Raw genomic sequence first — 22,971 nt, forward strand, 5'->3', positions numbered from 1 at the left:
CGCTGCGGCGGGGCCCTGGCGGGTAGAGTAGCCGCGTGACCGATTCCCCCAGCCCGCCGCCTGCCGTGAACCCCGGGCCCGACACGGCGTTCAGCGTCTCCGTGCGGGCCCTGTGCGCGTTCGCCGCACGTTCGGGCGATCTGGATCTGCGCTTCACGCCGGCGCCGACGGCGCAGCAGGGCGCGGAGGGGCACCGCATGCTGCAGGCCAGCCGCGGAGCCGGCTACGAGAGCGAGATTGCGCTTCGCCTGAGCCGCCACGGGCTGCTGGTGCGCGGCCGCGCCGACGGCTTCGACGCGGCGGCCTGCCGGCTCGACGAGATCAAGACGCACCGCGGGCCGCTGGCGCGCATGCGCGAGAACCAGCGCGCCCTGCATTGGGCACAGGCCAAGGTCTACGGCGCCATGCTGTGCGAGTTGCGCAGCCTCGTGGCGCTGTCCATCGCCATCGTTTACCTGAATATCGAGACCGACGAGGAGACGGTGGTCGAGGCGCGGTTCACCGCGCAGGAGCTCGCGCTGCATGCCGACGCGCTGTGCCGCACCTATGCCGGCTGGGCCGAGCGCGAGCGGCGCCGCCACGCCGCGTTGGACGCCGGCCTGCAGGCCCTGAAGTTTCCGCAGCCGCAGTTCCGCCCCGGCCAGCGCGCCTTTGCCGCGTCCGTCTACCAGGCCGTGCGCGACGGCCGGCCGGTGCTGGCGCAGGCGCCCACCGGCATCGGCAAGACCATCGCCTCGATCTACCCGGCGCTCAAGGCACGCACGCCGGCGCGGCTCGACAAGATCTTCTACCTGACGGCCAAGACCCCCGGCCGCGCCGTGGCGCTTCAGGCGCTGCAGCGCCTGCAGGCCGGCGCGCCCGAGCTGCGGGTGGTCGAGTTGTCGGCGCGCGAGCGCGAATGCGTCCATCCCGGCCGCGCCTGCCACGGCGACGACTGCCCGTTGGCGCGCGGCTTCTTCGACCGCCTGCCGGCGGCACGCAGCGAGGCGGCCGAAGTACAGTGGCTCGACCGTGCGGCAACCGCGCGCATCGCGCAGCGCGCCGCCGTCTGCCCGTACTTCCTGGCGCAGGAGATGGTGCGGTGGGCCGACGTGGTGGTGGCCGACTACAACCACTATTTCGACACCCATGCGCTGCTGTTCGCCATGGCGCAGGAGGACGGGTGGCGCGTTGCGGTGCTGGTGGACGAGGTGCACAACCTGGTCGACCGCGGGCGCGCGATGTATTCCTGCGCGGTCGACGGCAAGGCGCTCGACGATGCGCTGGCCATCGCCCCGCCGGCGGTCGCCGGTGCGCTGCGCAACGTGCGGCGCGCCTGGCACGCCGCAAGCCGGGACGCCGCTGCGCAGACGGCGCCCGCGCCCTCCGGCTCGGAGCAGGGCGGCCGGTTCCGGCACGAGGTGCCGCAAAGGCTGGCGCAGGCCGTGCGCCAGGCGGTGACCGCGATGTCCGAGCACCTGGCGGAGCAGCCCGCGGCCGGCACCGGCAGCCCGCTGCTGGCCAGCTTCTTCGAGCTGCTGCAGCTCGACCGCCTGATCGAGACCTTCGATCGAGACTCGCTGCTCGAAATCTCGGGCGCCGCTGCGGGTGCCGGCCACGGCGTGCTGGCCCTGCACAACCTGGTGCCCGCTGCGCACCTGCGCCGCCGCTGGGCGGCCGCGCACGCCAGCGTGGGCTTCTCGGCCACGCTCTCGCCGTTCGAGTTCTACCGCGACACGCTCGGGCTCGCCCAGGCGACGCTGACCCTGGACGTGCCTTCTCCGTTCCATGCGGACCAGCTGCAGGTGCGCGTCGCCGCGCGGCTTTCCGGGCGGGCGCGGCACCGCGCGCAGGCGTTGCCGCGGCTGGTGCAGGAAGTCGCGTCGCACTACCGCGCGCGTCCGGGCAACTACCTCGTCTTCGTGGGAAGCCTTGCCTATGCCGAGGCGTTGTCGTCCGCGCTCGGCCGAGGGCATCCGGACATTCCGGTCTGGACCCAGGCGCCGGGCATGGACGCGAGGCAGCGCCAGGCGTTCCTCGACCGCTTAGCGCCGGCAGGGCGAGGCATCGGCGTGGCGGTGCTCGGCGGCGCCTTCGGCGAAGGCATCGACCTGCCGGGCGACCGGCTCGTGGGCGTGTTCATCGCCGGCCTGGGCATTCCCGTGCCGGACGCCCTGAACGAGCAGATCCGCCAGCGCATGGAAGAGCGCTTCGGCGACGGCTATGCCTATGCCTACCTCTATCCGGGCCTGCAGAAAGTGGCGCAGGCCGCCGGACGCGTGATCCGCACCGAGCAGGACCGCGGCACGCTGGTGTTCCTGGACGACCGCTACCGCGAGGCGTCCATCCAGGCGCTGCTGCCGTCGTGGTGGGGATGGCCGGCGCTGCCCACGTAGAACCCGCACCGGTTCCGATACCATGACTTCCCATGCTTACGAACCGGTCTGCCCGCGCCTCCGAAAAGACGACGCCCGCGAAGAAAACCGCGCGATCCCCGAGTGCCGAGCGTGTGCAGCTCACGCCCAATGACTGGATCCGCGCGGCCACCGAACTGCTGATCCACCGCAGCATCGACGCCGTGCGCGTGGACGTGCTGGCGAAGATCATGGAGGTCACGCGCGGCAGCTTCTACTGGCACTTCAAGGACCGCGAAGACCTGCTCAACCGCGTCCTGCTGAGCTGGCAGGATGCGCAGACCGAACAGATCATCGCCCGCTACCGCAAGCAGGGCGTGCAAGCCGAAGACCTCATCCGCGAGCTGGTGGAGCTGCCGTTCCACGGCCGCGCGGCGCTCAAGGGGGCATCGGTCGAGCTGGCGATCCGCGCCTGGGCCCGGCGCGACGAAATGGCGCGCAGGGTCGTCGACGCGGTGGACGCCAAGCGCCTCGTGTACCTGCAGGAGTGTTTCGGCGAGCTGGGCTTCGCCGAGCCCGACGCGAAGTCGCGCGCCTTCGTGCTCTATTGCTACATGCAGTCGGAATCCTTGTTCCACAACCAGGGCAGCACCGACGACAAGCAACGGCGGCAACGCTTCGTCGCCGAAACCCTGCTGGCCGGCCGCTAGCGCCCGCCATCCCGCACTGACGTCCCGAGGGCGGGGAAACCCTAGCGTCAATCCCGAGCGGCGACCCTAAACTCATCAATACACAACTGTATGGATGGTGGTCGCGCCGGACCGGGCGCGGCACCTGGTCCGCTTCTCGTTTCCCATGCGCACTCCCATTCTTTCCAGCCGCGGCGATTCGCTCGCACCCCCTCGCGTCATTCGCCAGGATCTTGCCGGCGGCGCCTTCGTGCTGCGAAGCGAAGACCCCTTGCAGGCCTGCAGCCGATGCGTCGGCGACTGGCTCGACGACTGGGCCATCGCCACGCCGGACGCCGTGTTCCTGGCCGAGCGCGGCAGCGACGGCGAGTGGCTTCGCCTGAGTTACCAGCAGGTGCGGCAACGGGTTGGCAGGATCGCCCAGGGCCTCATCTCCGCCGACCTGCCGGCGGACCGGCCGGTCGTCATCGTCTCGGACAACGGCATCGACCATGCCTTGCTGTCGCTCGCGGCGCTGTACATCGGGCGGGTGAGCTGCACCGTCTCCAGCGCCTACACCCGCATGACCCGCGACTGGAGCAAGCTGCACGGCATCCTGGACATGCTGGAGCCGGGCCTGGTGTACGCGTCGGACGCGGGCGTGTACGGCGAGGCGCTCGCCCTGTGGAAGGGAAGCGCCCCGTTGTACTTCAGCCGCAATGCCGGCCAGTTGCCCGACGCACGCACGTTCGAGTCGCTCGCGGCCGGCAGGGAAGGGCCGATGGTCGAGCGCCTGGCCGCCGCGGTGACGCCGCAGACGGAGGCCAAGTACCTGTTGACGAGCGGCTCGACGGGCCATCCGAAGGTGGTGGTCAACACGCACCGGATGCTGTGCGCCAACCAGCAGCAGATCGCCCAGGTCTGGCCGTTCCTCGAGCGCGAGCCGCTGGTGCTGGTGGAATGGCTGCCATGGAGCCACACCTTCGGCGCCAACCACAACTTCAACATGGCGCTGGCGCACGGCGGCGCGCTGTACATCGATGAAGGGCGGCCCGCGCCGGGGCTGATCGAGAAGACGCTGGCGAACCTGCGCGAGATCCAGCCCAACTTCCATTTCAACGTGCCGCGCGGCTTCGACATGCTGCTGCCCTACCTGGAAAGCGACCCACAGGCGGCCGCCGATGTCTTCGCCCGCCTGGACGGCCTGTTCTACGCCGGCGCCGCCTTGCCGCAGAGCACGTGGCAGCGGCTCCAGAAAGTGGCCGCGGGCGTGCGCGACCAGCCGCTGTGGTTCACCTGCGCATGGGGGGCGACCGAGACGGCGCCGGCGATCACCACGGTGCACTGGGAAATCGAGCGCGCCGGCTGCATCGGCCTGCCGCTGCCGGGCTCGGAAGTGAAGTTCGTGCCCAACGGCGAGAAGCTCGAATTGCGGGTCAAGGGGCCGCAGGTCTTCGCCGGCTACCGGCGCGCGCCCGAGCTGACCGCGGCGGCCTTCGACGAGCAGGGCTTCTATCGCATCGGCGACGCCGGCAAGCTGGTCGACCCCGACGATCCGGCCAAGGGCATCGCCTTCGACGGACGCGTGGCCGAGGATTTCAAGCTCACCAGCGGCACCTGGGTGTCGGTGGGCACCGTCCGCCTGCGCGCGGTCAGCGCCATGTCGCCGTACGTCGCCGACGCGGTGGTGACCGGACACGATCGCGCCGACCTCGGCCTGCTGCTGTTCCTGTCGCCGCAAGGCCGTCAGTGCGAACGCGCGCAGGTGCTCGGCCACGTGCGCAGCGCGCTGGCGGCGCTGCGCGAGGGCGGCGGCGGCAGCTCCCAGAGCCCCGGCCGCGTGCTGGTGCTGGAGGACGCGCCGGCCATGGATGCCGGCGAGATCACCGACAAGGGCTACGTGAACCAGCGCGCGGTGCTCGCCCGCCGCGCGGCGGACGTCGAAGCCCTTTACGCCGATTCGCCTGACCCGCGCGTGGTCATGCTCTGAACCAGGAGAACTTCTTCATGCGCTTCGACAATGCCTTCATCCCGCTCCCGCTGCTGTGGAGCTCGCCGTTCATCCGCTGGCAGGGCGCCGCCGCCGACATCTCGGCGCTCGACGTGGCCGTGCAGGTCACCCGCGACGCGCTCGCGGGCGGCGGGTTCGACCCGAAGGACGCCGGGCAGATCGTGTTCGGAACCACCATCCCGCAGTCCGGCAGCTTCTATGCCCCGCCGTGGGTGGCGGCGCAACTGGGCATGACCGGCATCGGCGGGCCCGCCATCGCGCAGGCCTGCGCCACCGCCGTGGCCTGCCTGGTCAGTGCCGCCGCCGCGTCGCAGCTGGGCGAGGGCGAGACGCAGGTGGTCGTCACGGCCGATCGCACCAGCAACGGCCCGCTGCTGGTGTTTCCGCGCAGCGCCGCGATGGGCGGCGCGCCGCAGACCACGCACTGGGTGCTCGATTCGTTCGCAGCCGATCCGTGGACGCGCGAGTCGATGCTCTACACCGCCGAATGCACGGCGGTGGACGGCGGCTTCACGCGCGCGCAGTGCGACGAACTCACGCTGCTGCGCTACGGCCAATACCAGGATGCGCTCAAGGACGACCGCGCCGCACAGAAGCGCTACCTGCGTCCCATCGTCATCGAGACACGCAAGTCGAAAACCGTGCTGGCAGCCGACGAGGGGATCAGCGAGTACAGCGCGGCCGGCCTCGCCAGGCTCGCCCCGGCGCGGCCGGACGGCGTCATCACCCCGGGCTCGCAGACCCATCCGGCCGACGGCTCGGCCGGCGCCGTGCTCACCAGCAGGGACAAGGCCATCGGCCTGGCCGCCGGCCAGCCGGTCGTGCGCCTGCTCTCTGCGGCCTTCGCGCGCGCCGAGAAGGGCCGCATGCCCAAGGCACCGGCGCTGGCCGCGGCCCGGGCGCTGGCCGATGCCGGCAAGGGCGTGGCCGACCTGAAGACCATCACCACGCACAACCCGTTCGCCGTCAACGACCTGTGGCTGCATCGCGAGACGGGGTTTGCGCTCGAGCGCATGAACCCGCTCGGCTGCAGCCTGATCTATGGCCATCCCCAGGCGCCGACCGGCCTGCGCGCTATTGCCGAGCTGGCGAACGCCCTGGCCATGCAGGGCGGCGGCGTCGGCCTGTTCACCGGCTGCGCCGCCGGGGACATGGGTGCGGCGGTGGTGGTCGAGGTGTCCTGAGGCGGGCCGACGCGGTCCCGACTCAGGGCGCGTTCACTTTCGCCCAGCTCGCATCGGGGTCGAAGGTGCGCATGGCGCGTGCCTCGGCGTCGCTGCGGGGGCCCAGGTCCTTCTGGTAGAGCACGCCGTCGTGGCTCACCATGAAGCTGGTGACGCCGGTCTGGCCGTAGCGTATCGGCCAGGCCACCAGTGCGAAGCCGCTGCGCATGCGTGCGCCGATGACGTAGTCGTAGGCGCCGCCGGGGGCGTTCGGCCCCTGGGCCTCGAGGATCCTGAAGTGGTAGCCGTGGTATCCCTCGCCGGGCTTGATGCCGCCGAAGGCCGGCCCGAGCGGGCTCTGGCCCTGGACGTCGTCTGGCCAGTACAGGCCGTCATGCTGGCCTGGCGCGCTGACGAACTTGCGTGCATAGGACAGCACGCCATCGCCGTCGCGGTCGCGCAGCGCGTATTCCTTCTGGGCGTCGTAGTAGGCGAGCACCGCCTGCATGGCCGCCAGCTCGTTGCGCCCGATGCGGCGGGTGAGCATCTCGTCGGCGCCGGCCCTGGTGTCGAAGCGCCAGCTGCCGCCCTGGCTGACCAGCGGGATGGGCAGGGTCCAGCCGCCTTCGCCTACCGCAAGCTCCGCCGTATTCGCGCCCTTGGGCACGATCTTGTGGGACGCATCCCATGCGGCCAGGAACGCGAGCAGTTCGCTGCGACCGATCTCGTCGGTCTGCACGAAGTGCTTCCAGTCGGCGCCCAGCACCGTGCGCAGTGCGCCCGCGTCGTCGCGGGCGATGGCGTCGTGGAAGGCCTGCGCAGCCGCCTCGGGGCTGGAATAGGCCTGCTGCGCCGGCGCGAGCGCTGGCACGCAAAGGGCCGCGACTGTCAGCAGCGCGACCGTGGCGGTACGGCGTACGCGGCAGGAAAGTTGGTTGATGTGCATGGTGTGCTTCCTGTCTACCGGCGTCCACCGCGTCCGCCACCGCCGGCGCGCCCGCCACCTGCGCGGCCGCCGCCGCTGAAGCCGCCGCCGCCGTAGCTGCCGCGGCTGCCCGAATGCTGCGACATCGACTGCCGGCTGGCAGTGCCCCGGTCCATCTGCTGGCGCGCCTGGCCGGCGTTGCCGGCGCCCCGCAACGCGCTGTCGCCGGCGGTGCCGCCGCCGCGCGAGTCGACACGCGCTCGCCCGTCGTTGCCGCCAAGTCCGCCCTGGCCGCGCGCGGCAGCATCGGCCCGCTGGCGTGCGCCTGGGTCGTTGCGCAGTTGCTCGCGGCCCGCACCAGGATCCATGCCGCGCTGCTGCAGGGCCGACTGCGCCTGCTGGCGCTGGGCGTCGCGGCCGCGGAAGTCTGCGCGGTTCTCCGCTCCCGGCACGTTCTTGCCGAACTGCTGCTGGCTGCGGCTGTCGCGGTAGGGCACGCCGCGCCGGTTCTGGGCGTTGTGCTGGAACCGGTTCTGGCCCGCGTTGAGCTGGCGGTTGGTGTTGAGGCTGTTGTAGCGGTTGACGTTGATGTTGACGTCGCCGCCGCCCCAGTTGCAGCCGCCCCACAGCGCCGCCGTGGCGGCCACGCCGACGCCGAATGCGATGCCGGTGGCCAGCGCCGCGCCGGGGTAGTAGCCCGGGTAGTACATCGACGGCGGATACCAGTAGTACGGCGGGTAGGCCGGGTACGGCCACGTGCCGTACACCACGGTCGGGTTGTAGGTGGGCACGTAGACCGTCTGCGGATTGGCGGGCTCGATGGTGATGGCCTGCTGCTGCACCGTGACGGTCTGCTGCTCGGTGGTCTTGAGGTTGCCGCTCTCGCGTGCCCGCGCCCGCAGCCGCTGGGCGGAATCGAGCACGTCCTTCGACGAGGCAAGGAAGGCGTCGCCCAGGTTCTGCACCCAGTCCGGCTTGTCGCCCATGGTCTGCAGCACCTGCGGGAATGCCACCAGCGACTTCACGCTCGGATCCCAGGGCTGGCTCTCGACGGCCCGGACCGCGGCGTCGCCGCTCTGGTCGGCGTGGGCCTTGGACCACCTGGCCGCGTCCGCCACGTCGGCCGGATAGGTGGACGCCATCAGCACCTGCGACAGAAGCGAGTCCGGGTACAGCGCGATCGGCGCCATCATCTGGTCGATCTGGGCCTGGCTGAACGTGCCGTCCGCCGCCGGCGCGGTGGACTGGGGTGCCGGTGGCGGCACGCCGCGCTGCGAGGTGGTCGTGGTGGTCGTCGTGACGGTCGCCGGCTGTACCGCCACCGGCACCGGGTAGGCGCAGCCGCCGAGCAGCAGCGCGAGCGCCGCCGCGCAGGGCAGCATTGGCGAATGGGCAGAGCGGTAGACGTTCATTGAAAGGCCTCAGGCAAGCATCCAGACCAGTACCGTGCCGCCGATGGACAGCAGCACGTGGCCGAAGGCGACGGTGCTCGAATAACCGATGACCGCGACGGGGCTCTGGGAACGCTCCTGCACCGCCGCCAGCCCGGCCGTCATGGTCTGCGCGCCGGCGAGTGCACCGAGCAGCAGCAGCGGATTGAGCCCGAGCACGTAGCGACCCAGCAGCAGCCCGGTGACGAGCGGCACGAGCGTCACCACGATCCCGGCCAGGAACACGGTCAGGCCGATGTCCTTGAGCGCCTGGACGAACACCGGTCCGGCCTTGAGGCCGATCATCGCGACGAAGGCGGCCAGGCCGATGGACTTCATCAGGTCGGCCGCATCCGCGGGCAGCGCGCCGAAGTTCGGGTGGATCGAATTGCGCCAGCCCATGGCCAGCCCGACCAGCAGGGTCGCCACGCTGGTGCCCAGGGCTACGTGGACGCCACCGGCGGGAAACGCCACGACGATGCCGAGCACGGCCCCGGCAAAGATGGCCAGGCCCAGCGCCAGGTAGCTCGTGTTCCCGCCTGTCTGGAGCACGTCGCCGAGCAGCGGGCTGACGCGGCGCACCGCCGGCTCGAGCCCGTGCACCGTGAGGACGTCGCCCACCAGCAGCCGGGTGCCAGGCATGACGGGAATCTGCTCGGTGCCACGGCGCAGCGCCTTCACGTAGACGCCGCGGACATCGGGCGCCTCGTCGCGGATCTCCTGCAACGGGCGATTGGCCAGGTCCCGGTTGCGCAGGACGATGTCGAAGGTGGCGGCGGGCACGTCGAGCAGCTCGCGGTCGAACACCTCGCGGTTGCGCTCGCCGATCGCGCGGATCAGCGAGGCGTGATGCCCGATGACGGCGACCACGTCGCCCTCGGCCAGCACCAGGGCGGGGGTGGTCTCGATGACCTGGCCGCCGCGGCGCAAGCGTTCGATGAAGATCCGCTCGTCCGACACGGCGGCCTCGACCTGGGCGATCGTCTTGTCGATGACGCCCGAGCCGGCCCCGATCTCGTAGGCACGAAGCTCGAACATGCGCCACGCCGAGGCAATGCCCGGACTGTGCCGTTCGAATCCCATTTCCTTTTCCAGCTCGAGAGCCTCGGCCTTCATGTCGATGCGCAGCAGCCACGGCCCGACGTTCGCGCAGAAGAAGATGACGCCGAAAGTGCCGAAGACGTAGGTCAGCGCGTCCGCCACCGGAATCTGCGCGATCAGGCGGGATTTCTCGGCTTCCGCGATCGGCAGCGAGCGGATCGCCTCGCTGGCGGTGCCGATCACCGGCGATTCGGTCAGCGCGCCAGACATCAGGCCGGCCGCGTAGCCGAGCTCCAGCGACAGCAGCCTGGCCATTGCGAAGGCGGTGAGCAACCCCACGGCCGGCATGAAGAAGGCCAATGCCACCCAGCGCCAGCCGCCGTCCCGGACCCCCCGCACGAAGCCCGGCCCGGCGGAAAAGCCGATGCCGTACATGAACAGCAGGAAAAGCAGCGACTTAGCAGTGTCCGACACCGGCACATGCCAGAAGTTGCCGATCAGCACGCCGGCCAGCAGCGAGCCGGTGACGGGGCCGAAGCCGACACCCCCGATCTTGAACTTGCCGATCCAGTAGCCCAGGCCGATGGCCAGGAACACCGGAACCTCCGGGTTCTTCTCGAAGATGGGCGTCAGCCAGTCCATGGCACGCCTAGAAGATGTGCTTGATGCCGAGGTCGAAGCCCGCCGAATGCCGGTCGGGCGCAGTGAGGGCGCCGTTGAGCGTGAACGATGCACCGCCGCTGTTGTGCAGGTAGGCGTAGGTTCCGTACACCGAGGTGCGCTTGGACAGGTTGTACACGTAGCCCACCGCGGCCTTGTCGCCGCGCGGGTCGTCCGGCTCGTCGGTGCCGTAGGACGAGAACGAGAACTTCAGTTGGCCGGGCCCGATGGGGAACACGGCGCCGACCAGATAGCCCGTGGCGGTCACCGGCGAGATCTGCTTGATCTCGTCGTGGTAGTAGCCGGCACTGATCTTCATGAACTGGAAGTCGTACGAGGCCCCGACGTTGACCACCTCGATGTCGCCCGTGGTCGCGCTCTGGCCGTACTGGGTGCGGCTGCCGGCCACGGCCACGGCAAACCCGCCGCCGGCCCAGCCCAGGCGCCCCGCGAAGCCGTCGCCGTCGTCCGGGCTCGGCACATTGGACACGTCGACGTTCTCGCCCATGAAATACTGCGCTTCGCCGAAGAAGCCGCCCAGGTTCGACGGCAGGAAATAGGCGACCATGTTCGATGCCCGCGTCGCCGTCGTGCCGGCAATCGTCAGCGCGTCGGCAAGGTTGGCGCCGACGCCGCTGGTCGTGAACGGATCGACGTCGTCACGGTTGCGAAAGATCGACGTGAAGTCGCGGCCGAGCCGCAATTCGCCCCAGTTGCTGATCAGACTGACCGTGGACCGGCGGTTGAACAGGGCACTGGTGGTGCCGCTGGGCTGGTTGTTGGTCGATGTGGTGCCGCCGGTGCCGTCGTCGGCGTTCAGGCCGGCTTCGAGCCAGAAGCCTGCGGCAAGGCCGCCGCCCAGGTCCTCGAAACCGCGCACGCCCCACCGCGATGCCGACGTGCGTCCGCTCGCCAGCTGGGTGCGGCTGGCCTCGGTGCCGGTGCCGTAGGCCAAGCCGATGTCGACAATGCCGAACAACGTGACCGAGCTGCTCGTGACCGGCCTGGTGACCTGGGAGTTCTGAGCCGCGGCGGCAGCCGCGTTCAGAACGAGGGCGGTGAAGGCCAGCACTTTCAGTGTCCGCATGGGGGGCTCCTCGTCGTGTAGTTGAACTTCAGGCTTCCTGCGTTCCGGTCCGGCCCTTGCGTCTGCCCAGCGCCTGCGGCTTGAGCAGCTTGAGGCCGAGGGCCGCGTTGTACCCGTGAATCTCCTTTACGTCGAGCTTGCGCATGAACTCGATGGTGTCCGACGCGATCACCTGGCCGGGAACCATGATCGGGAAGCCCGGCGGGTAGGGGATCACGAAGTTCGCTGCCACCAGCTGCGGGCCCTTCTGCAGGCGCTCGCCGATCGCCTCGGCATCGAGCTTGACGTGCTCGCAGTCCTCCTCGCGATACGCGGTGTAGAACGCCGCGCGCATGTGCCCCTCGGTGGTGCCGCTTTTCGCGTCGTCGCGGAACGCGTCGTGGAAGTGGCTGAAGTTCGGCAGGTCGGGCACGTCCTCCATCAGCGCCTTGACCCGCTGCTCGAAGGCTGCGCGCACGGCCTTGCCGCCTTCGTGCAGGCGACGGTCCACCTGGCGGGAAATGTCCGCCAGCACCTTCAGCAGGTGCGCGATGTCGCTGCGGGTGTTGTTGATGTTGATCTGCACCAGGATCGAGTTGCGCGAAGTCTTGTTGATCTGCACGTCGTAGTCGGCCGCCAGAAGGCCCTTGAATTCCGTGCCGTCGTACCCGGCGCGCCCCGTGACCAGGGTGATGCGGGTCGGGTCGAGGGCAAACTCGTCGCCGTCCCAGGCGGCGAGCACCTCGCTCCAGTCGGCATGAGGACGCCCGTACTCCTCGACGCCGGAAGCGCGGAACGCCCTGGGCACCATCTCTCCAGGCGTCAGGATGTGGAAGTACCTGGAGATCAGCGAATGGTTGTTGACCTGCTGGCGCAAGTCCAGGGAAAGGGCGATGGCCTGCATCACCAGTTCGTAGCCTTCGAGCTCCATCTGGCGTCGCGCCACGTCCAGCGACGCGATGATCTGCTGGTTGGGCGAGGTGGAAGTGTGGGTGTAGAAGGCCTCGTGGAACTGCTCCTGCACCTCGGCGAAATCCTGGTCGTGCACGAGGATCATCGAGCCCTGGCGCAGGGCCGACATGGACTTGTGGGTGGAGTTGGTCTGGTAGACCCGTATCCGCGCGAGGTCGGGATCGGGCATGAGGCGCTTGTCCAGCAGCGAAGCATCGGCCGGGTCGAGCGCGTCCGCGACCTTGCCTTCCATCGAGGCCTTCCACTGCTCGTACGCCTGGCGATACTCCGGCGACAGCAGCCGGTCTTCCAGCGCCCGGGCTGCCCCCATGCCCGTGCGCCTGCGGTGGAACGGAGAGAAGCGGGCAAAGGCGAACCAGGCCTCGTCCCAAAGGAAGATCAGGTCCGGCTTGATGGCCAGGCATTCCTCCATCACCCGCCGGCAGTTGTACATGTGGCCGTCGAAGGTGCAGTTCGTCAGGTCCAGCACGCGGGCCAGGTGCAGCTTGCCTTCGGCCTTGAGCGTGAGCAGCGCCTGCTTGATGCTGCGCAGCGGCACGGCCCCGTACATCGAGTACTCGACCATCGGAAAGGCTTCCAGGTACAGCGGCTGGGCGCCCGCGAGCACCAGGCCGTAGTGGTGCGACTTGTGGCAGTTCCGGTCGATCAGGACGATGTCGCCAGGCCTGCACAGGGCCTGCACGACGATCTTGTTCGAGGTCGACGTGCCGTTGGTGGCGAAGAAGACCTTGTCGGCCCCGAAGGCACGCGCCGTGAGTTCCTGCGCCTCCTTGATGTTGCCCACGGGGTCGAGCAGGCTGTCCAGGCCGCCGGTGGTCGCCGAGGATTCCGCCAGGAACAGGTTGGCGCCGTAGAACTGTCCCATGTCGCGGATCCAGTTCGACTTGAAGATCGACTTGCCACGCGCCAGCGGCAAGGCATGAAATGTGCCGATGGGGCGCGCCGCATACTTCTTGAGGTTGTCGAAGAAGGGCGTGCGATAGCGGTCGCCGACACCGCCGAGGATGCTCAGGTGGATCTCCATCAGTTCCTCGACCTCGTAGAACACGCGCCTTAGCGCCGTCGCCTGGACGCTGGTGGCCACCGCCTCGACGTTGCGCTCGGTCACCAGGTAGATGTCCAGCTCGGGGCGGATCGCCTTGAGGAAGCTGGCCAGCATCAGCCCGTTGTCGTGCTGCAGACCATCCTCCTCGAATTGGCCGAAGCGCTTGACCAGGTCGCCGAGCTTGGGCATGGGGTGCTTCGAGCGCAGGCGAAATCCGTCGTAGATCACCACCGCCTGCAGGTTGAAGTTGACGATGGTGGCCACGATCGCGTCGTCGAGGCTGAATGTCTGCACCACCTCGTAGACGAACGGATCCTCCGTGCGGCGCAGCTTGCGCATCTCGCGCTGGATATCGGCGGTACGCGATGCTTCCGGCGAGACGGTCAGCACTTCGAAGTAGGGTCGGCCGCCCGGATCGGACGACAGGCCGGGCGGGATCCGCTCGCCGACGTCGCCCTCGGCCTCTTCCTCGATGTTCCAAGCCGCAGGGTCGCGCCGATACGAGCCCGAGAAGATCGACAGCTTGATGCGATGCACGGCATTCGCGAAGCCCGTCAGGTCGCCGGCCGACAGCAGTTCGCGCAGCGCGCGCATCAAGGCGCTGCCGGGATAGGCCCAGTAGCTTTCCGTCGGCTCGAGCTGCTCGAGCAGCGCCTGGACTTCGGCCGCCAGGGTCGCGTTGGTGCCGCCGCCGCGCAGTTGCGACTGCGTGACCGCCTGCAGGCGGCTCCAGGAATCGCGCCGGGCTTCGGAGCCGAGAAAGAAGTCGACCATGGATGCCTTGCCGGTCGATGCCTGCTGAGCCATGTGCTTCTCCTTCGATGGGGTGAAAGCCGATCCCTGCGCGGCATGAGGCCGCCTTCGGGCATCGGCAGTATGGCCAGCATCAAAGCGCGCCCGGTTGATATTCATCAACATGCCGCCGATATCGCGAGCCATAGAATCCGGTCGCCCTGGCGGTTGCGCCCCTTGCGCGGCCGACTCGGAGGTTCGTCATCGACGAAGAGGAGATCCAGGATGGATTGGCTCGTGCAATCGTTGAAGCAATACCCCGAGCTGGGCCTGTTCGCCGCGCTGGCGTTCGGTTTCTGGCTGGGGCCCAAGAAATTCTTCGGCTTCAATCTCGGCGCGGTGACTGCCACCCTGATCGCCGGCGTCGTCATCGGGCAACTGGGCCTTTCGATTCCCGGGCCGATCAAGTCGGCGTTCTTCCTGCTCTTCCTGTTCGCGGTGGGTTACGGCGTCGGGCCACAGTTCTTCGCGGGGCTTGGCAAGGATGGTCCCAAGCAGATCGCCTTCACCCTGATCGTGATGGTCGCCTGCCTCGTGGTGCCGATCGCCTGCGCGTACGTGGCGGGGCTGGACGTCGGATACGCCGTCGGGCTGTATGCCGGCTCGCAGACCATCTCGGCGTCGATCGGCGTCGCCACCGACCAGATCAACAAGTCGGGCCTGCCGCCAGAAGTCGCCAAGAGCATGCTCGGCGCCATACCGGTGGGCTATGCCGTCACCTACATCTTCGGCACGGTGGGCTCGGCACTGCTGCTGTCCAAGCTGGGGCCCAAGATGCTCGGCATCGACCTGGTCCAGGCCTGCAAGGACTACGAGGCGCGCCTGGGCGGCGGCGCCAAGGCTGCGCAGCCGGGCATCCTGTCGGCCTATCGCCGGTTCGAACTGCGTGGCTACCGGATCACAGACGCCAGCGGACTGGCCGGCAGGCGCTGCAAGGACACGTTCCCCGGCGTTCGGGTGTACTTCGAGCGCATCAAGCGCGGCAGCGAGATCATCGCGGCCGATGCCGATGCCGTGCTTCAGGCGGGCGATCTGGTCGCCATCTCCGGAGCGCGCAAGCTGCTGGTGGAGAACGTCGAGTCCATCCTCGAGGAGGTCGAGGACCGCGACCTGCTCGATCTGCCGGCCACCGTCGTGGACGTCTTCGTCACCAGCAAGGCGCTCAACGGCAAGACGATCGCCGAGTTGGCCGAACTGCCGGCGGCGCGCGGCGTCTACCTGGCCAAGATCACCCGCCAACTGGTCGATATTCCTCTGCTGCCCGGCACGGAGATCCTGCGCGGCGACGTCCTGCGTATCGGTGGGGCGCTGCACCATGTGAACGCGGTCGTGGACGTGCTGGGCTACGCCGACCGGCCGACCGATGCGACGGACATCTCCTTCATGTCCGCCGGCATCCTCGTCGGCGGACTGATCGGGGTGCTGAGCGTGACGGTGGGCGGGGTGCCGATCAGCCTGTCGACCTCCGGCGGTGCGCTGCTGGCCGGTCTGTTCCTGGGTTACTACCGCACCATCAAGCCGAAGTTCGGACAGATCCCGGCTCCGGCGCTCTGGGTCCTCAACAATCTCGGGCTCAACGTCTTCATTGCGATCGTGGGCATCAACGCCGGGCCCGACTTCATCAGCGGATTGCAGAAGCTCGGCGTGAGCCTGTTCCTGTGGGGCGTGGTGGCGACGTCGGTTCCGCTGCTCATCGCCGTCTTCGTGGCGCGCCATGTCTTCAAGTTCGACCCCGCGATCCTCCTGGGCTGCTGCGCCGGCGCCCGCACCACCACCGCCGCGCTGGGCATGGTGCAGGACGCCGCCAGGAGCAACATTCCCGCGCTCGGCTACGGCATGCCCTATGCCGTGGGCAACACCTTCCTGACCATCTGGGGCCTCGTCGTCGTCATCATGATGATGAAGCTCACAGGCGGCTGATCCGCTCGGCCGCGTCACTCCGGCCGCTGCAGGTCCTTCAGTTCACATCCACGCAAGGAGTAGGCAATGGACATCATGACCCTGCGCAACTACGAGTCGCTCGGCCCGTTCGAGATCAAGAACTTCCTGGCGGAGGCGGCCAGCAAGGCCGCGAAGAAATCGGCCTTGACCTACCTCAATGCCGGGCGCGGAAACCCCAACTGGGTGGCAACCGAGGCGCGCGAGGCGTTCTTCACGCTCGGCCATTTCGCGGTGACGGAAACCCGACGGGTGATGGACGTCGAGCCGGGCATCGGCGGCATTCCGCGCGTGGACGGCAGCGCCGAGCGGCTGAAGGCCTGGCTTGCCAGGTACCCGGACCTGCCCGGCACCAGCTTCCTGGCGCGCATGGTGCCATGGGCGGTGAACAAGTTCGGCTTCAAGCCGGATGCCTTCGTCGGCGAACTGGTGGACTCGATCATCGGCGACCACTATCCCGAGCCGGACCGCATGCTGCATCACAACGAGATCATCGTGCGCGAGTACCTGCAATGGGCCATGGTGGGCGAGCCGCGCCCCAAGGGCGAGTTCAAGCTCTACGCGGTCGAAGGCGGAACCGCCGCCATGTGCTACACCTTCAAGGCGCTGAAGAACAACCGCCTGCTCAATGCGGGCGACACCATCGCGCTCGGCGTGCCGATCTTCACGCCCTACCTGGAGATGCCGCACCTGGAGGACTACGACCTGCAGATCGTGCCCATTCACGCGCCCCAGGAGAACCGCTTCCAGTTCACCGACGCCGAGCTCGACAAGCTGCTCGACCCGAAGATCAAGGCCTTCTTCATCGTCAATCCGGGCAATCCGTCCGCCATGGCGATCTCGCCGGAGGTCATCGGCAAGATCGGGGACATCCTCAAGAAGCGCCCGGACCTGCTGCTGCTGACCGACGACGTGTACGGCACCTTCGTGCCGGGCTTTCGCTCGCTGCTGGGCGCCTATCCGCGCAATACCATCGGCGTGTACTCGTACAGCAAGTACTTCGGCTGCACCGGCTGGCGCCTCGGCGTGATCGCGGTGCACGAGGACAACATCTTCGACGAGAAGATCGCCCAGCACGACGCCGCCACGCTCGAGAAGCTGGACAAGCGCTACGGCACCCTGACGCCGCATCCGCGCGAGATCAAGTTCATCGACCGGATCGTGGCCGACAGCCGAGACGTGGCGCTCAACCACACGGCGGGACTGTCGCTGCCGCAGCAGGTCATGATGAGTCTTTTCTCGCTGTACGAACTCATGGACGAGGAAAAGCACTACCAGAAGGCGTGCATGGAGATCTGCCACCGCCGCACGCTGCTGACGCTGGAGGGCCTGGGCATCGACGTGCAACCGAATCCGCTGTTCGACAACTACTACGGCCTCATCGACCTGGAGTTCTGGCTGCGCAAGTACGGCACCGAGGAACTGGTCGACTGGATCAAGGTGAACGTCCATCCGCTGGACATCGTCTTTCGCCTGGCCGAGGACCATGGGATCGTGCTGCTCAACGGCGGCGGCTTCGAGGCGCCCGACTGGTCGGCCCGCATATCCTTCGCCAACCTGGACGAAGACGTCTACGAGAAGATCGGCCGCGCGGTGCGTGCCGTGGCGCGCAACTACGTTGACGCTTTCCAGCGGGACACCGGCAAGGTCGTCACGCGCAAGGAAGGGTAGCGGCCGGAGCGCGCCAGCGGCTAGGGGTGCGGGGAGGGCGCGTCGATGTGGTTTTCGAGCGCGTACCGCACCAGTTCCGCGGTACCCGAGACCTGCAGCTTTTCCTGGATGCGCGTCTTGTGCGTGCTCACCGTCTTGACCGACAGATGGAGCGCGTCCGCGATGTCGACGACCCGCGCTCCGGCGGCGATGCGCTGCAGCACATCCAGCTCGCGATCCGTCAGATGCGCATGGCCTGGAGCGCGGGCCATTCCGTTGAGCTGTTGCACCACGCTTTCGGCCAGTGCCTCGGTGACGTAGGCGCGGCCTGCTGCCACCCGTCTCACCGCGCGCAGGAGTTCCGTGGCGGCCGCGTCCTTGGTGACATAGCCGTCCGCGCCGGACTTGAAGGCGCGCAGCGCGTACTGCTCCTCGGCGTGCATGCTGAGCACCAGTACGTGCACTCCGGGAAACTCGGTCTTGATGCGGCGCACCAGTTCGAGCCCGTTCATCCCGGGCATGGACAGGTCGACGAGTGCAAGGTCGAACTCGGCCTCGCGCAGCAACTCCAGCGCCCGGTGTCCCGTCACCGCCTCGGTCAGGGACCAGTTGTTCGCGACCGGGTCGAGCACACGAATCAGGCCTTCCCGGACGATCGCGTGGTCGTCGACGAGAAGCAGGCGCAGTGCCGGCCTGCACAATTCGGCAGCAGACAAGTTACCTCCTCGGACCCGGCGCGATCGCGCGCCTTCGGATTCTCCGCAGTGGCACGCACTATGGCGCCAAAACGGCCAATCCACAAGGCGGGAGTGCGGCGACCGGCCTGCGGTGCGGATCGTCCAGCCTAGGAATAATCCTAGGCGCCATGTCGGGCATGTCCGAGGCGAGGAGGAAACCCGCACGCAGGCGGCGCGGGGCATTCCGATTGTTGCCAGGAATGCATCACGTGCATGCTTGCCTCCTCGCCACGCCAGTGATGGCCGCAGTTGCGGAGAGTCCCGATGAATGTTCCCCAAGTCCAGGTCCAGGCTCAGACGGAAGGCGCAACGACCGAGGCAGGCAGCCGGCGTACTGGCGCATACCGGTGCGAACGCACCGACCTCCAGGCCATGCTCGACCTGATCGGCGTCTCCATCGCCGACATGCCTGCGCCGACGCTTCAGCCTGCGGTCCGCCGCATCCGGGCTGGAGAACTGCTCTTTCTGGAAGGGGCGCCGGCCAGTTCCATCCATGTCGTGTGCACCGGCACCTTCAAGGTCTTTCGCACGGCCGAGGATGGCTACGAGCAGGTGTTCGGCTTCTTTCGCCGCGGCGACCTGCTCGGCTGCGACGCCCTGTCGGCGGACCATCACGTCATGGCAACCGTCGCGCTCGAGCATTCGACCGTGTTCGCCGTCGGATTGCCGGACCTCTACGCGCTGTCACGCTCATCGCCTTCGTTCTACAGAGGCATGATGCGGGCCGTCGCCAAGTCGATGCTGCACTTGACGCAGCTGTCGGACATGGTCGCCGCGGTCGCTTCCGAGGTGCGGCTGGCCAGGTTCCTGTTGCACCTGTCGCAATGCATGTCGAGCTGCGGGCAGTCCGCCAGGTCCCTTCGGCTGCAGATGACCCGTCGCGACATCGGCAGCTACCTCGGAGTGGCCCACGAGACCATCAGCAGATCGTTTGCCACACTGGTCGAGGCAGGGCTGATCGAGGTCGAGCAGCGCGTCGTGGATATCCGCGACCTCGATGCACTGCAGCGGTATGCCCAAGGCACGCGGGCACCGGCAAGGGCTCACAGGCCCGGGGGCGGCCGCGCGGCCGCGGCGCTGGAAAGCTCGGCGATATAGTCGCGCGCCTGGTGGAACTCCATGGCCTTGTCGAAGTAGGCGACGGCACCGGCCTGCATGTGAGTCTCGCGCATGGAAGCCCAGGCGTACTGCGAGAACATGATCACCTTCACACCCGGGTAGTTCTGCCTGACGAACAGCAGGACATCGAGGCCGCGGTCCTGTCCGCGCAGCCTGGCATCGAGGACGACGAGGTCGGGCCGGTGCTGCGCGACAGCCTCCAGCGCGGACGCCACGTCGACCGCGAAGCCGACCACCTCGACGCCAGGCGCGGTGGCGATCAATGCCCCGAAGCTTTGCTGGATTGCCGAGGAGTCGTCAACGAGCAGCACCTTCACGTCTTGCCCCCGCGATGTGTCCATTGATGGCCGCAGCCATATTGCCCGTTCCGATCGCAGGCCGAGATGCGCCTCATCAATGAAAGCCCAGAAAACCGATCCCTTTTGAGGCATCCTTGTGTCGTCCGGCCCGTTTTTTCACGAGGCGGCGGTAAATCCCATGCACTCAGGGTTCGAAAGCCTTTCGATCCGCGCCCGCATCGCGCTGGGCGTTGCCGTCGTCATGCTTCCCATGCTGGCGTTCCTGGCGTGGCTTGTCTGGAAGGAGGTTTCGCTGGTGCACGACGCCGCGCATGAAAAGGTGCGCATGCTCGCCAGCGGGACGGCCGCGGATCTGCGGCGCGCACTGGACCAGTTCGAGTCCGCCCTGGCGCATGCGGCGGTGCGGCCGGCGGTCAAGGCCCTCGATCCGCTGCGATGCGACCGGTTGGCCGTGGAGTACGTGCGGGTCAGCCCAGCCGTGGTCGGGCTCGAGGTGCGCGATGCGCAGGGCAGGACCATCTGCCCGGGCGGCGACCATGTCGCCGCGGCAGCGATGGGCCCAGCGGCGGCCAGCCTGGATTCGAGCGCGGAGGACAACGCACTCGCGGTGCGCTCGTACATGCAAGCGCGCACCCAGGGCAAGTTCGCCATCTTCAGCTACCCGGTACGCGGTGAAGACGAAACGACCGAAGGATGGCTGCTGCTGGCCGTCGATCTGCTCGTGCTCAACGACAGGCTCCTGAACGCCACGCCCCCGGGCGCCGTGGTGACGGTGCTGGATCGGCAACGCACGATCCTGCTGCGCTCGCTCGAGCCGGCCAGATTCATCGGATCGCGGCCGACGGCTGCACAGGACAGCGGCACGCCGTGGCCGCTGCCGCGCAACCGACTCGTCGCGGGCACCGGCCGCGACGGCATCCCCAGACTCCTGGCTTCCGCGACTGTGCCGGGAGTGGGCTGGGAAGTGGTGGCCGGACTGCCGCGCGATGCCGTCCTGGCGGAGTACCGCGGCACGGTCCTGCGCACCGTCGCCATCGGCGCGGCGCTGTGCCTTCTGGCGCTCATGCTCGGGTGGCGCATGAGCGCGACCGTCGCCAATCCCATTGCGCATCTGGAAAAGACGGCCGCTTCCATCGCCAGCGGCAACCGTTCGGTTCGTGCGCGCATCGCCGGCCCGCCGGAAATAAAGGCGGTCGCGCGTCAGTTCAACCACATGCTGGACGCGCAAGCCCTGGGCGAAGCCCGCTTCCGCGGCATCTTCGAGACGACGGTCGACGCCATCGTGACGGCCGACGAGGATTGGCGCATCGTGCAAGCCAATCCCGCCGCGGCCGCGATGTTCCGATGCAAGCCGGAGCAGGTGGTCGGCGCCCCGTTGGACCGCTTCGTGCCCGCGTGGCCCCGGGGCCATCAGGGGCACGAGGCCGACGGCGACGAAGCGCCGTCCCAATTGCAACGCGAAGCGGTCGCCCTGCGCTGGGACGGGAAGGCGTTTGCGGTCGAAGCATCGGTCTCGCGCGCGGCCGTCGCCGGCAGTCCCATGTACACCGTGATACTGCGCGACATCTCGCAGCGCAAGCAGGCCGAACAGGATCTCCAGGCCAGCGCATCCAAGCTGCAGGCTGCGTTGGCCAGCATGGGCGACGCCATATGCATCGCCGACGGCGAGGGAAACGTCATCGAGTACAACGAGGCGTTCGCTGCCTTTCACGGCTATGCGCGTGCCGCCTGCGGCAGTTCGCTTGTCGAGCATCTGGAGGCGATGGACATGTTCGCGCCAGATGGAAGCCGCGCCCCACCCAGCCAACGCCCCCTGGCCATGGCATTGCGTGGCGAGTCGGCGACGAACGTGGAGTACCGCATCTACCAGAACGACACCGGCGCGTCACGTATCGGCAGCTACAGCTTCGCGCCCATCCGCTCCGGCGGCGGACGTACGGCCGGTGCCATCGTGACGACCCGGGACGTCACCGCCATCCGGGAAGTGCAGGCCGATCTCGAATCGTCGCACCTCGCCCTGCAACAGCTGGTTGCCACGCGCGAGCAGGTACAGGAGGAGGAGCGAAAGCGCATCGCGCGCGACCTTCACGACGACCTTCAACAGACGCTGGCGGCGATACGAATGGACTTGCAGGTCGCCGCAATGAGCGTCGACAAGGCCATCGATCTGCTGCCCCTGCTCGCCGGCATCGACCGGCGCGCGGAACAGGCGATCGCTTCGGCGCGCCGCATCGTGAACGACCTGCGCCCGCCCATGCTCGAGGACCTCGGCCTGACGCCGGCACTGGAAGCGATGGCTGTCCAGTACGCCCGGCAGACCGGCATCGAATGCACCTTCGAAGCAGGCGCCGGATTGGACGACCGATCCTTCGACCAGCCGGTTGCCCTGTGCGTGTTCCGTGCCGCGCAAGAGGCGCTCAACAATGTCGCCAAGCATTCGCACGCCAGCGCAGTGCATCTGCGGCTGGCGGTGGAAGGTGGCGCCGTGTCGCTCCAGGTCCGGGACAACGGCTGCGGAATCGCCATGGCCGACCGGCGCAAGTCCGGTTCGTTCGGACTGCTGGGCATCCGCGAGCGGGTTCGGGCCTGCAACGGCACGCTGCGCATCGATGGCAGCCCTGGCGAAGGCACGGTGCTGGAACTGTCCATACCGCTGGCGGAGGCGCCACCGGTGGCGGGCGCCCGCAATGCCCCGGCGTGAACGGCGAGCGCCTTCCCGTCAGGGCTGCTCGTCCGGATCGAAATCGAGCTCCACCTTCGCGCCGTTCGGGTCGAGGCAGAAAAGCTGCCAGGTACCGGCCCCGGCCTGCTGCCGCAGCTCGTACTGGGTGCCGCTCGCGTCGAACCGCGCCTTGACCTCGCGCAGGCCCTTCGCGCTGAACGCCATGTGGTCGATGACGCCGGTGCGCTGCGCGGGCACCGGGCGTCCGAAGTACATGTGCAGCACCGCCTGCGGGCCGCTGCCGTAAAGCCAGGCGCCGGGAAAGCCGAGGTCCGGGCGGTGCCCGACCTTCAGGCCGAGCAGGCCGGTGTAGAAGTCGAGGGTTTTCTGCTCGTCCTCCACGGTGATGGTGAAGTGGTTCATGCCGACGATCATGTGCAGTCTCCGTTTCGGGGCTTGT

At 68.3% G+C, this 22,971-nt stretch carries 16 protein-coding genes; 8 read left to right on the forward strand and 8 right to left on the reverse strand.

Going from position 1 to position 22,971, the window contains the following annotated elements; translation table 11 throughout:
• Positions 1 to 35: 35 nt before the first annotated feature.
• The 4 genes from VES41_RS21440 (at position 36) to VES41_RS21455 (ending at position 6,196) form a co-directional block, all read left to right on the forward strand.
• Complete coding sequence (locus tag VES41_RS21440; RefSeq protein WP_324821288.1) at positions 36 to 2,375, forward strand: ATP-dependent DNA helicase; 2,340 nt, start codon at positions 36 to 38, stop codon at positions 2,373 to 2,375.
• A 113-nt stretch (positions 2,376 to 2,488) separates the two neighbouring features.
• A complete protein-coding gene (locus VES41_RS21445) occupies positions 2,489 to 3,043 on the forward strand; it encodes a TetR/AcrR family transcriptional regulator (protein WP_324821290.1) in 555 nt (184 codons plus the stop codon).
• 145 nt (positions 3,044 to 3,188) lie between these two features.
• Positions 3,189 to 4,991, forward strand: coding sequence for a feruloyl-CoA synthase (locus VES41_RS21450; RefSeq protein WP_324821292.1), 1,803 nt, complete (start codon positions 3,189 to 3,191; stop codon positions 4,989 to 4,991).
• Between the two features lie 17 nt (positions 4,992 to 5,008).
• Positions 5,009 to 6,196 (forward strand): thiolase family protein, encoded by a 1,188-nt coding sequence (locus VES41_RS21455; protein WP_324821294.1) that lies wholly within the window; start codon positions 5,009 to 5,011, stop codon positions 6,194 to 6,196.
• A 22-nt stretch (positions 6,197 to 6,218) separates the two neighbouring features.
• Here VES41_RS21455 and VES41_RS21460 read toward each other — a convergent pair whose 3' ends face one another.
• The 5 genes from VES41_RS21460 to VES41_RS21480 are packed head-to-tail and all read right to left on the reverse strand — an operon-like array spanning position 6,219 to position 14,121.
• Positions 6,219 to 7,121 (reverse strand): DUF2950 domain-containing protein, encoded by a 903-nt coding sequence (locus tag VES41_RS21460; protein ID WP_324821297.1) that lies wholly within the window; start codon positions 7,119 to 7,121, stop codon positions 6,219 to 6,221.
• A gap of 14 nt (positions 7,122 to 7,135) precedes the next feature.
• Positions 7,136 to 8,512 (reverse strand): DUF3300 domain-containing protein, encoded by a 1,377-nt coding sequence (locus VES41_RS21465; RefSeq protein WP_324821299.1) that lies wholly within the window; start codon positions 8,510 to 8,512, stop codon positions 7,136 to 7,138.
• Between the two features lie 9 nt (positions 8,513 to 8,521).
• Positions 8,522 to 10,213: an aspartate-alanine antiporter gene (gene aspT / locus VES41_RS21470; protein WP_324821302.1), complete on the reverse strand. Its 1,692-nt coding sequence runs from the start codon at positions 10,211 to 10,213 to the stop codon at positions 8,522 to 8,524.
• A gap of 7 nt (positions 10,214 to 10,220) precedes the next feature.
• Positions 10,221 to 11,318 carry a porin gene (locus tag VES41_RS21475; protein ID WP_324821304.1) on the reverse strand — a complete coding sequence of 366 codons (1,098 nt, stop codon included), beginning with the start codon at positions 11,316 to 11,318 and terminating at the stop codon, positions 10,221 to 10,223.
• Between the two features lie 28 nt (positions 11,319 to 11,346).
• Positions 11,347 to 14,121: an aminotransferase class I/II-fold pyridoxal phosphate-dependent enzyme gene (locus VES41_RS21480; RefSeq protein ID WP_324821306.1), complete on the reverse strand. Its 2,775-nt coding sequence runs from the start codon at positions 14,119 to 14,121 to the stop codon at positions 11,347 to 11,349.
• A 222-nt stretch (positions 14,122 to 14,343) separates the two neighbouring features.
• Between VES41_RS21480 and aspT (VES41_RS21485) the strand changes: the two genes are divergently transcribed.
• Together aspT (VES41_RS21485) and VES41_RS21490 are read left to right on the forward strand one after the other, a co-directional pair.
• The gene (aspT, locus tag VES41_RS21485; protein WP_324821308.1) at positions 14,344 to 16,026 is read left to right on the forward strand and encodes an aspartate-alanine antiporter; all 1,683 of its coding nucleotides are present in this window, start codon (positions 14,344 to 14,346) and stop codon (positions 16,024 to 16,026) included.
• A gap of 66 nt (positions 16,027 to 16,092) precedes the next feature.
• Positions 16,093 to 17,715, forward strand: a complete 1,623-nt coding sequence (locus VES41_RS21490; RefSeq protein ID WP_324821310.1) for a bifunctional aspartate transaminase/aspartate 4-decarboxylase — start codon at positions 16,093 to 16,095, stop codon at positions 17,713 to 17,715.
• 20 nt (positions 17,716 to 17,735) lie between these two features.
• Here VES41_RS21490 and VES41_RS21495 read toward each other — a convergent pair whose 3' ends face one another.
• Positions 17,736 to 18,410, reverse strand: coding sequence for a response regulator transcription factor (locus tag VES41_RS21495; protein ID WP_324821312.1), 675 nt, complete (start codon positions 18,408 to 18,410; stop codon positions 17,736 to 17,738).
• 285 nt (positions 18,411 to 18,695) lie between these two features.
• Between VES41_RS21495 and VES41_RS21500 the strand changes: the two genes are divergently transcribed.
• A complete protein-coding gene (locus tag VES41_RS21500; RefSeq protein ID WP_324821314.1) occupies positions 18,696 to 19,529 on the forward strand; it encodes a Crp/Fnr family transcriptional regulator in 834 nt (277 codons plus the stop codon).
• Here VES41_RS21500 and VES41_RS21505 read toward each other — a convergent pair.
• Entirely contained in the window at positions 19,475 to 19,867 is a 393-nt protein-coding gene (locus VES41_RS21505; protein ID WP_324821316.1) for a response regulator transcription factor, read from the reverse strand. The genes VES41_RS21500 and VES41_RS21505 overlap by 55 nt on opposite strands.
• Before the next feature lie 160 nt (positions 19,868 to 20,027).
• Between VES41_RS21505 and VES41_RS21510 the strand changes: the two genes are divergently transcribed.
• On the forward strand, positions 20,028 to 22,550 hold the full coding sequence (locus VES41_RS21510) for a PAS domain S-box protein (RefSeq protein WP_324821317.1): 2,523 nt from the start codon (positions 20,028 to 20,030) through the stop codon (positions 22,548 to 22,550).
• 18 nt (positions 22,551 to 22,568) lie between these two features.
• On the opposite strand, the gene VES41_RS21515 is transcribed toward VES41_RS21510, so the two are convergent.
• The gene (locus VES41_RS21515; RefSeq protein ID WP_324821319.1) at positions 22,569 to 22,946 is read right to left on the reverse strand and encodes a VOC family protein; all 378 of its coding nucleotides are present in this window, start codon (positions 22,944 to 22,946) and stop codon (positions 22,569 to 22,571) included.
• Positions 22,947 to 22,971: the final 25 nt, after the last annotated feature.

Origin of the sequence: Variovorax sp., assembly GCF_035634955.1 — a bacterium.
Classification (GTDB): Bacteria; Pseudomonadota; Gammaproteobacteria; order Burkholderiales; family Burkholderiaceae_C; genus Variovorax.

Bases quoted from the DNA above. Each gene is read 5' to 3' on its own strand.
- VES41_RS21465 (WP_324821299.1), bottom strand. From the start codon at position 8,512: ATGAACGTCTACCGCTCTGCCCATTCGCCAATGCTGCCCTGCGCGGCG.
- aspT (WP_324821302.1), bottom strand. From the start codon at position 10,213: ATGGACTGGCTGACGCCCATCTTCGAGAAGAACCCGGAGGTTCCGGTG.
- VES41_RS21455 (WP_324821294.1), top strand. From the start codon at position 5,009: ATGCGCTTCGACAATGCCTTCATCCCGCTCCCGCTGCTGTGGAGCTCG.
- VES41_RS21515 (WP_324821319.1), bottom strand. From the start codon at position 22,946: ATGATCGTCGGCATGAACCACTTCACCATCACCGTGGAGGACGAGCAG.
- VES41_RS21450 (WP_324821292.1), top strand. From the start codon at position 3,189: ATGCGCACTCCCATTCTTTCCAGCCGCGGCGATTCGCTCGCACCCCCT.
- VES41_RS21480 (WP_324821306.1), bottom strand. From the start codon at position 14,121: ATGGCTCAGCAGGCATCGACCGGCAAGGCATCCATGGTCGACTTCTTT.
- VES41_RS21510 (WP_324821317.1), top strand. From the start codon at position 20,028: ATGCACTCAGGGTTCGAAAGCCTTTCGATCCGCGCCCGCATCGCGCTG.
- VES41_RS21475 (WP_324821304.1), bottom strand. From the start codon at position 11,318: ATGCGGACACTGAAAGTGCTGGCCTTCACCGCCCTCGTTCTGAACGCG.
- VES41_RS21490 (WP_324821310.1), top strand. From the start codon at position 16,093: ATGGACATCATGACCCTGCGCAACTACGAGTCGCTCGGCCCGTTCGAG.
- VES41_RS21460 (WP_324821297.1), bottom strand. From the start codon at position 7,121: ATGCACATCAACCAACTTTCCTGCCGCGTACGCCGTACCGCCACGGTC.
- VES41_RS21500 (WP_324821314.1), top strand. From the start codon at position 18,696: ATGAATGTTCCCCAAGTCCAGGTCCAGGCTCAGACGGAAGGCGCAACG.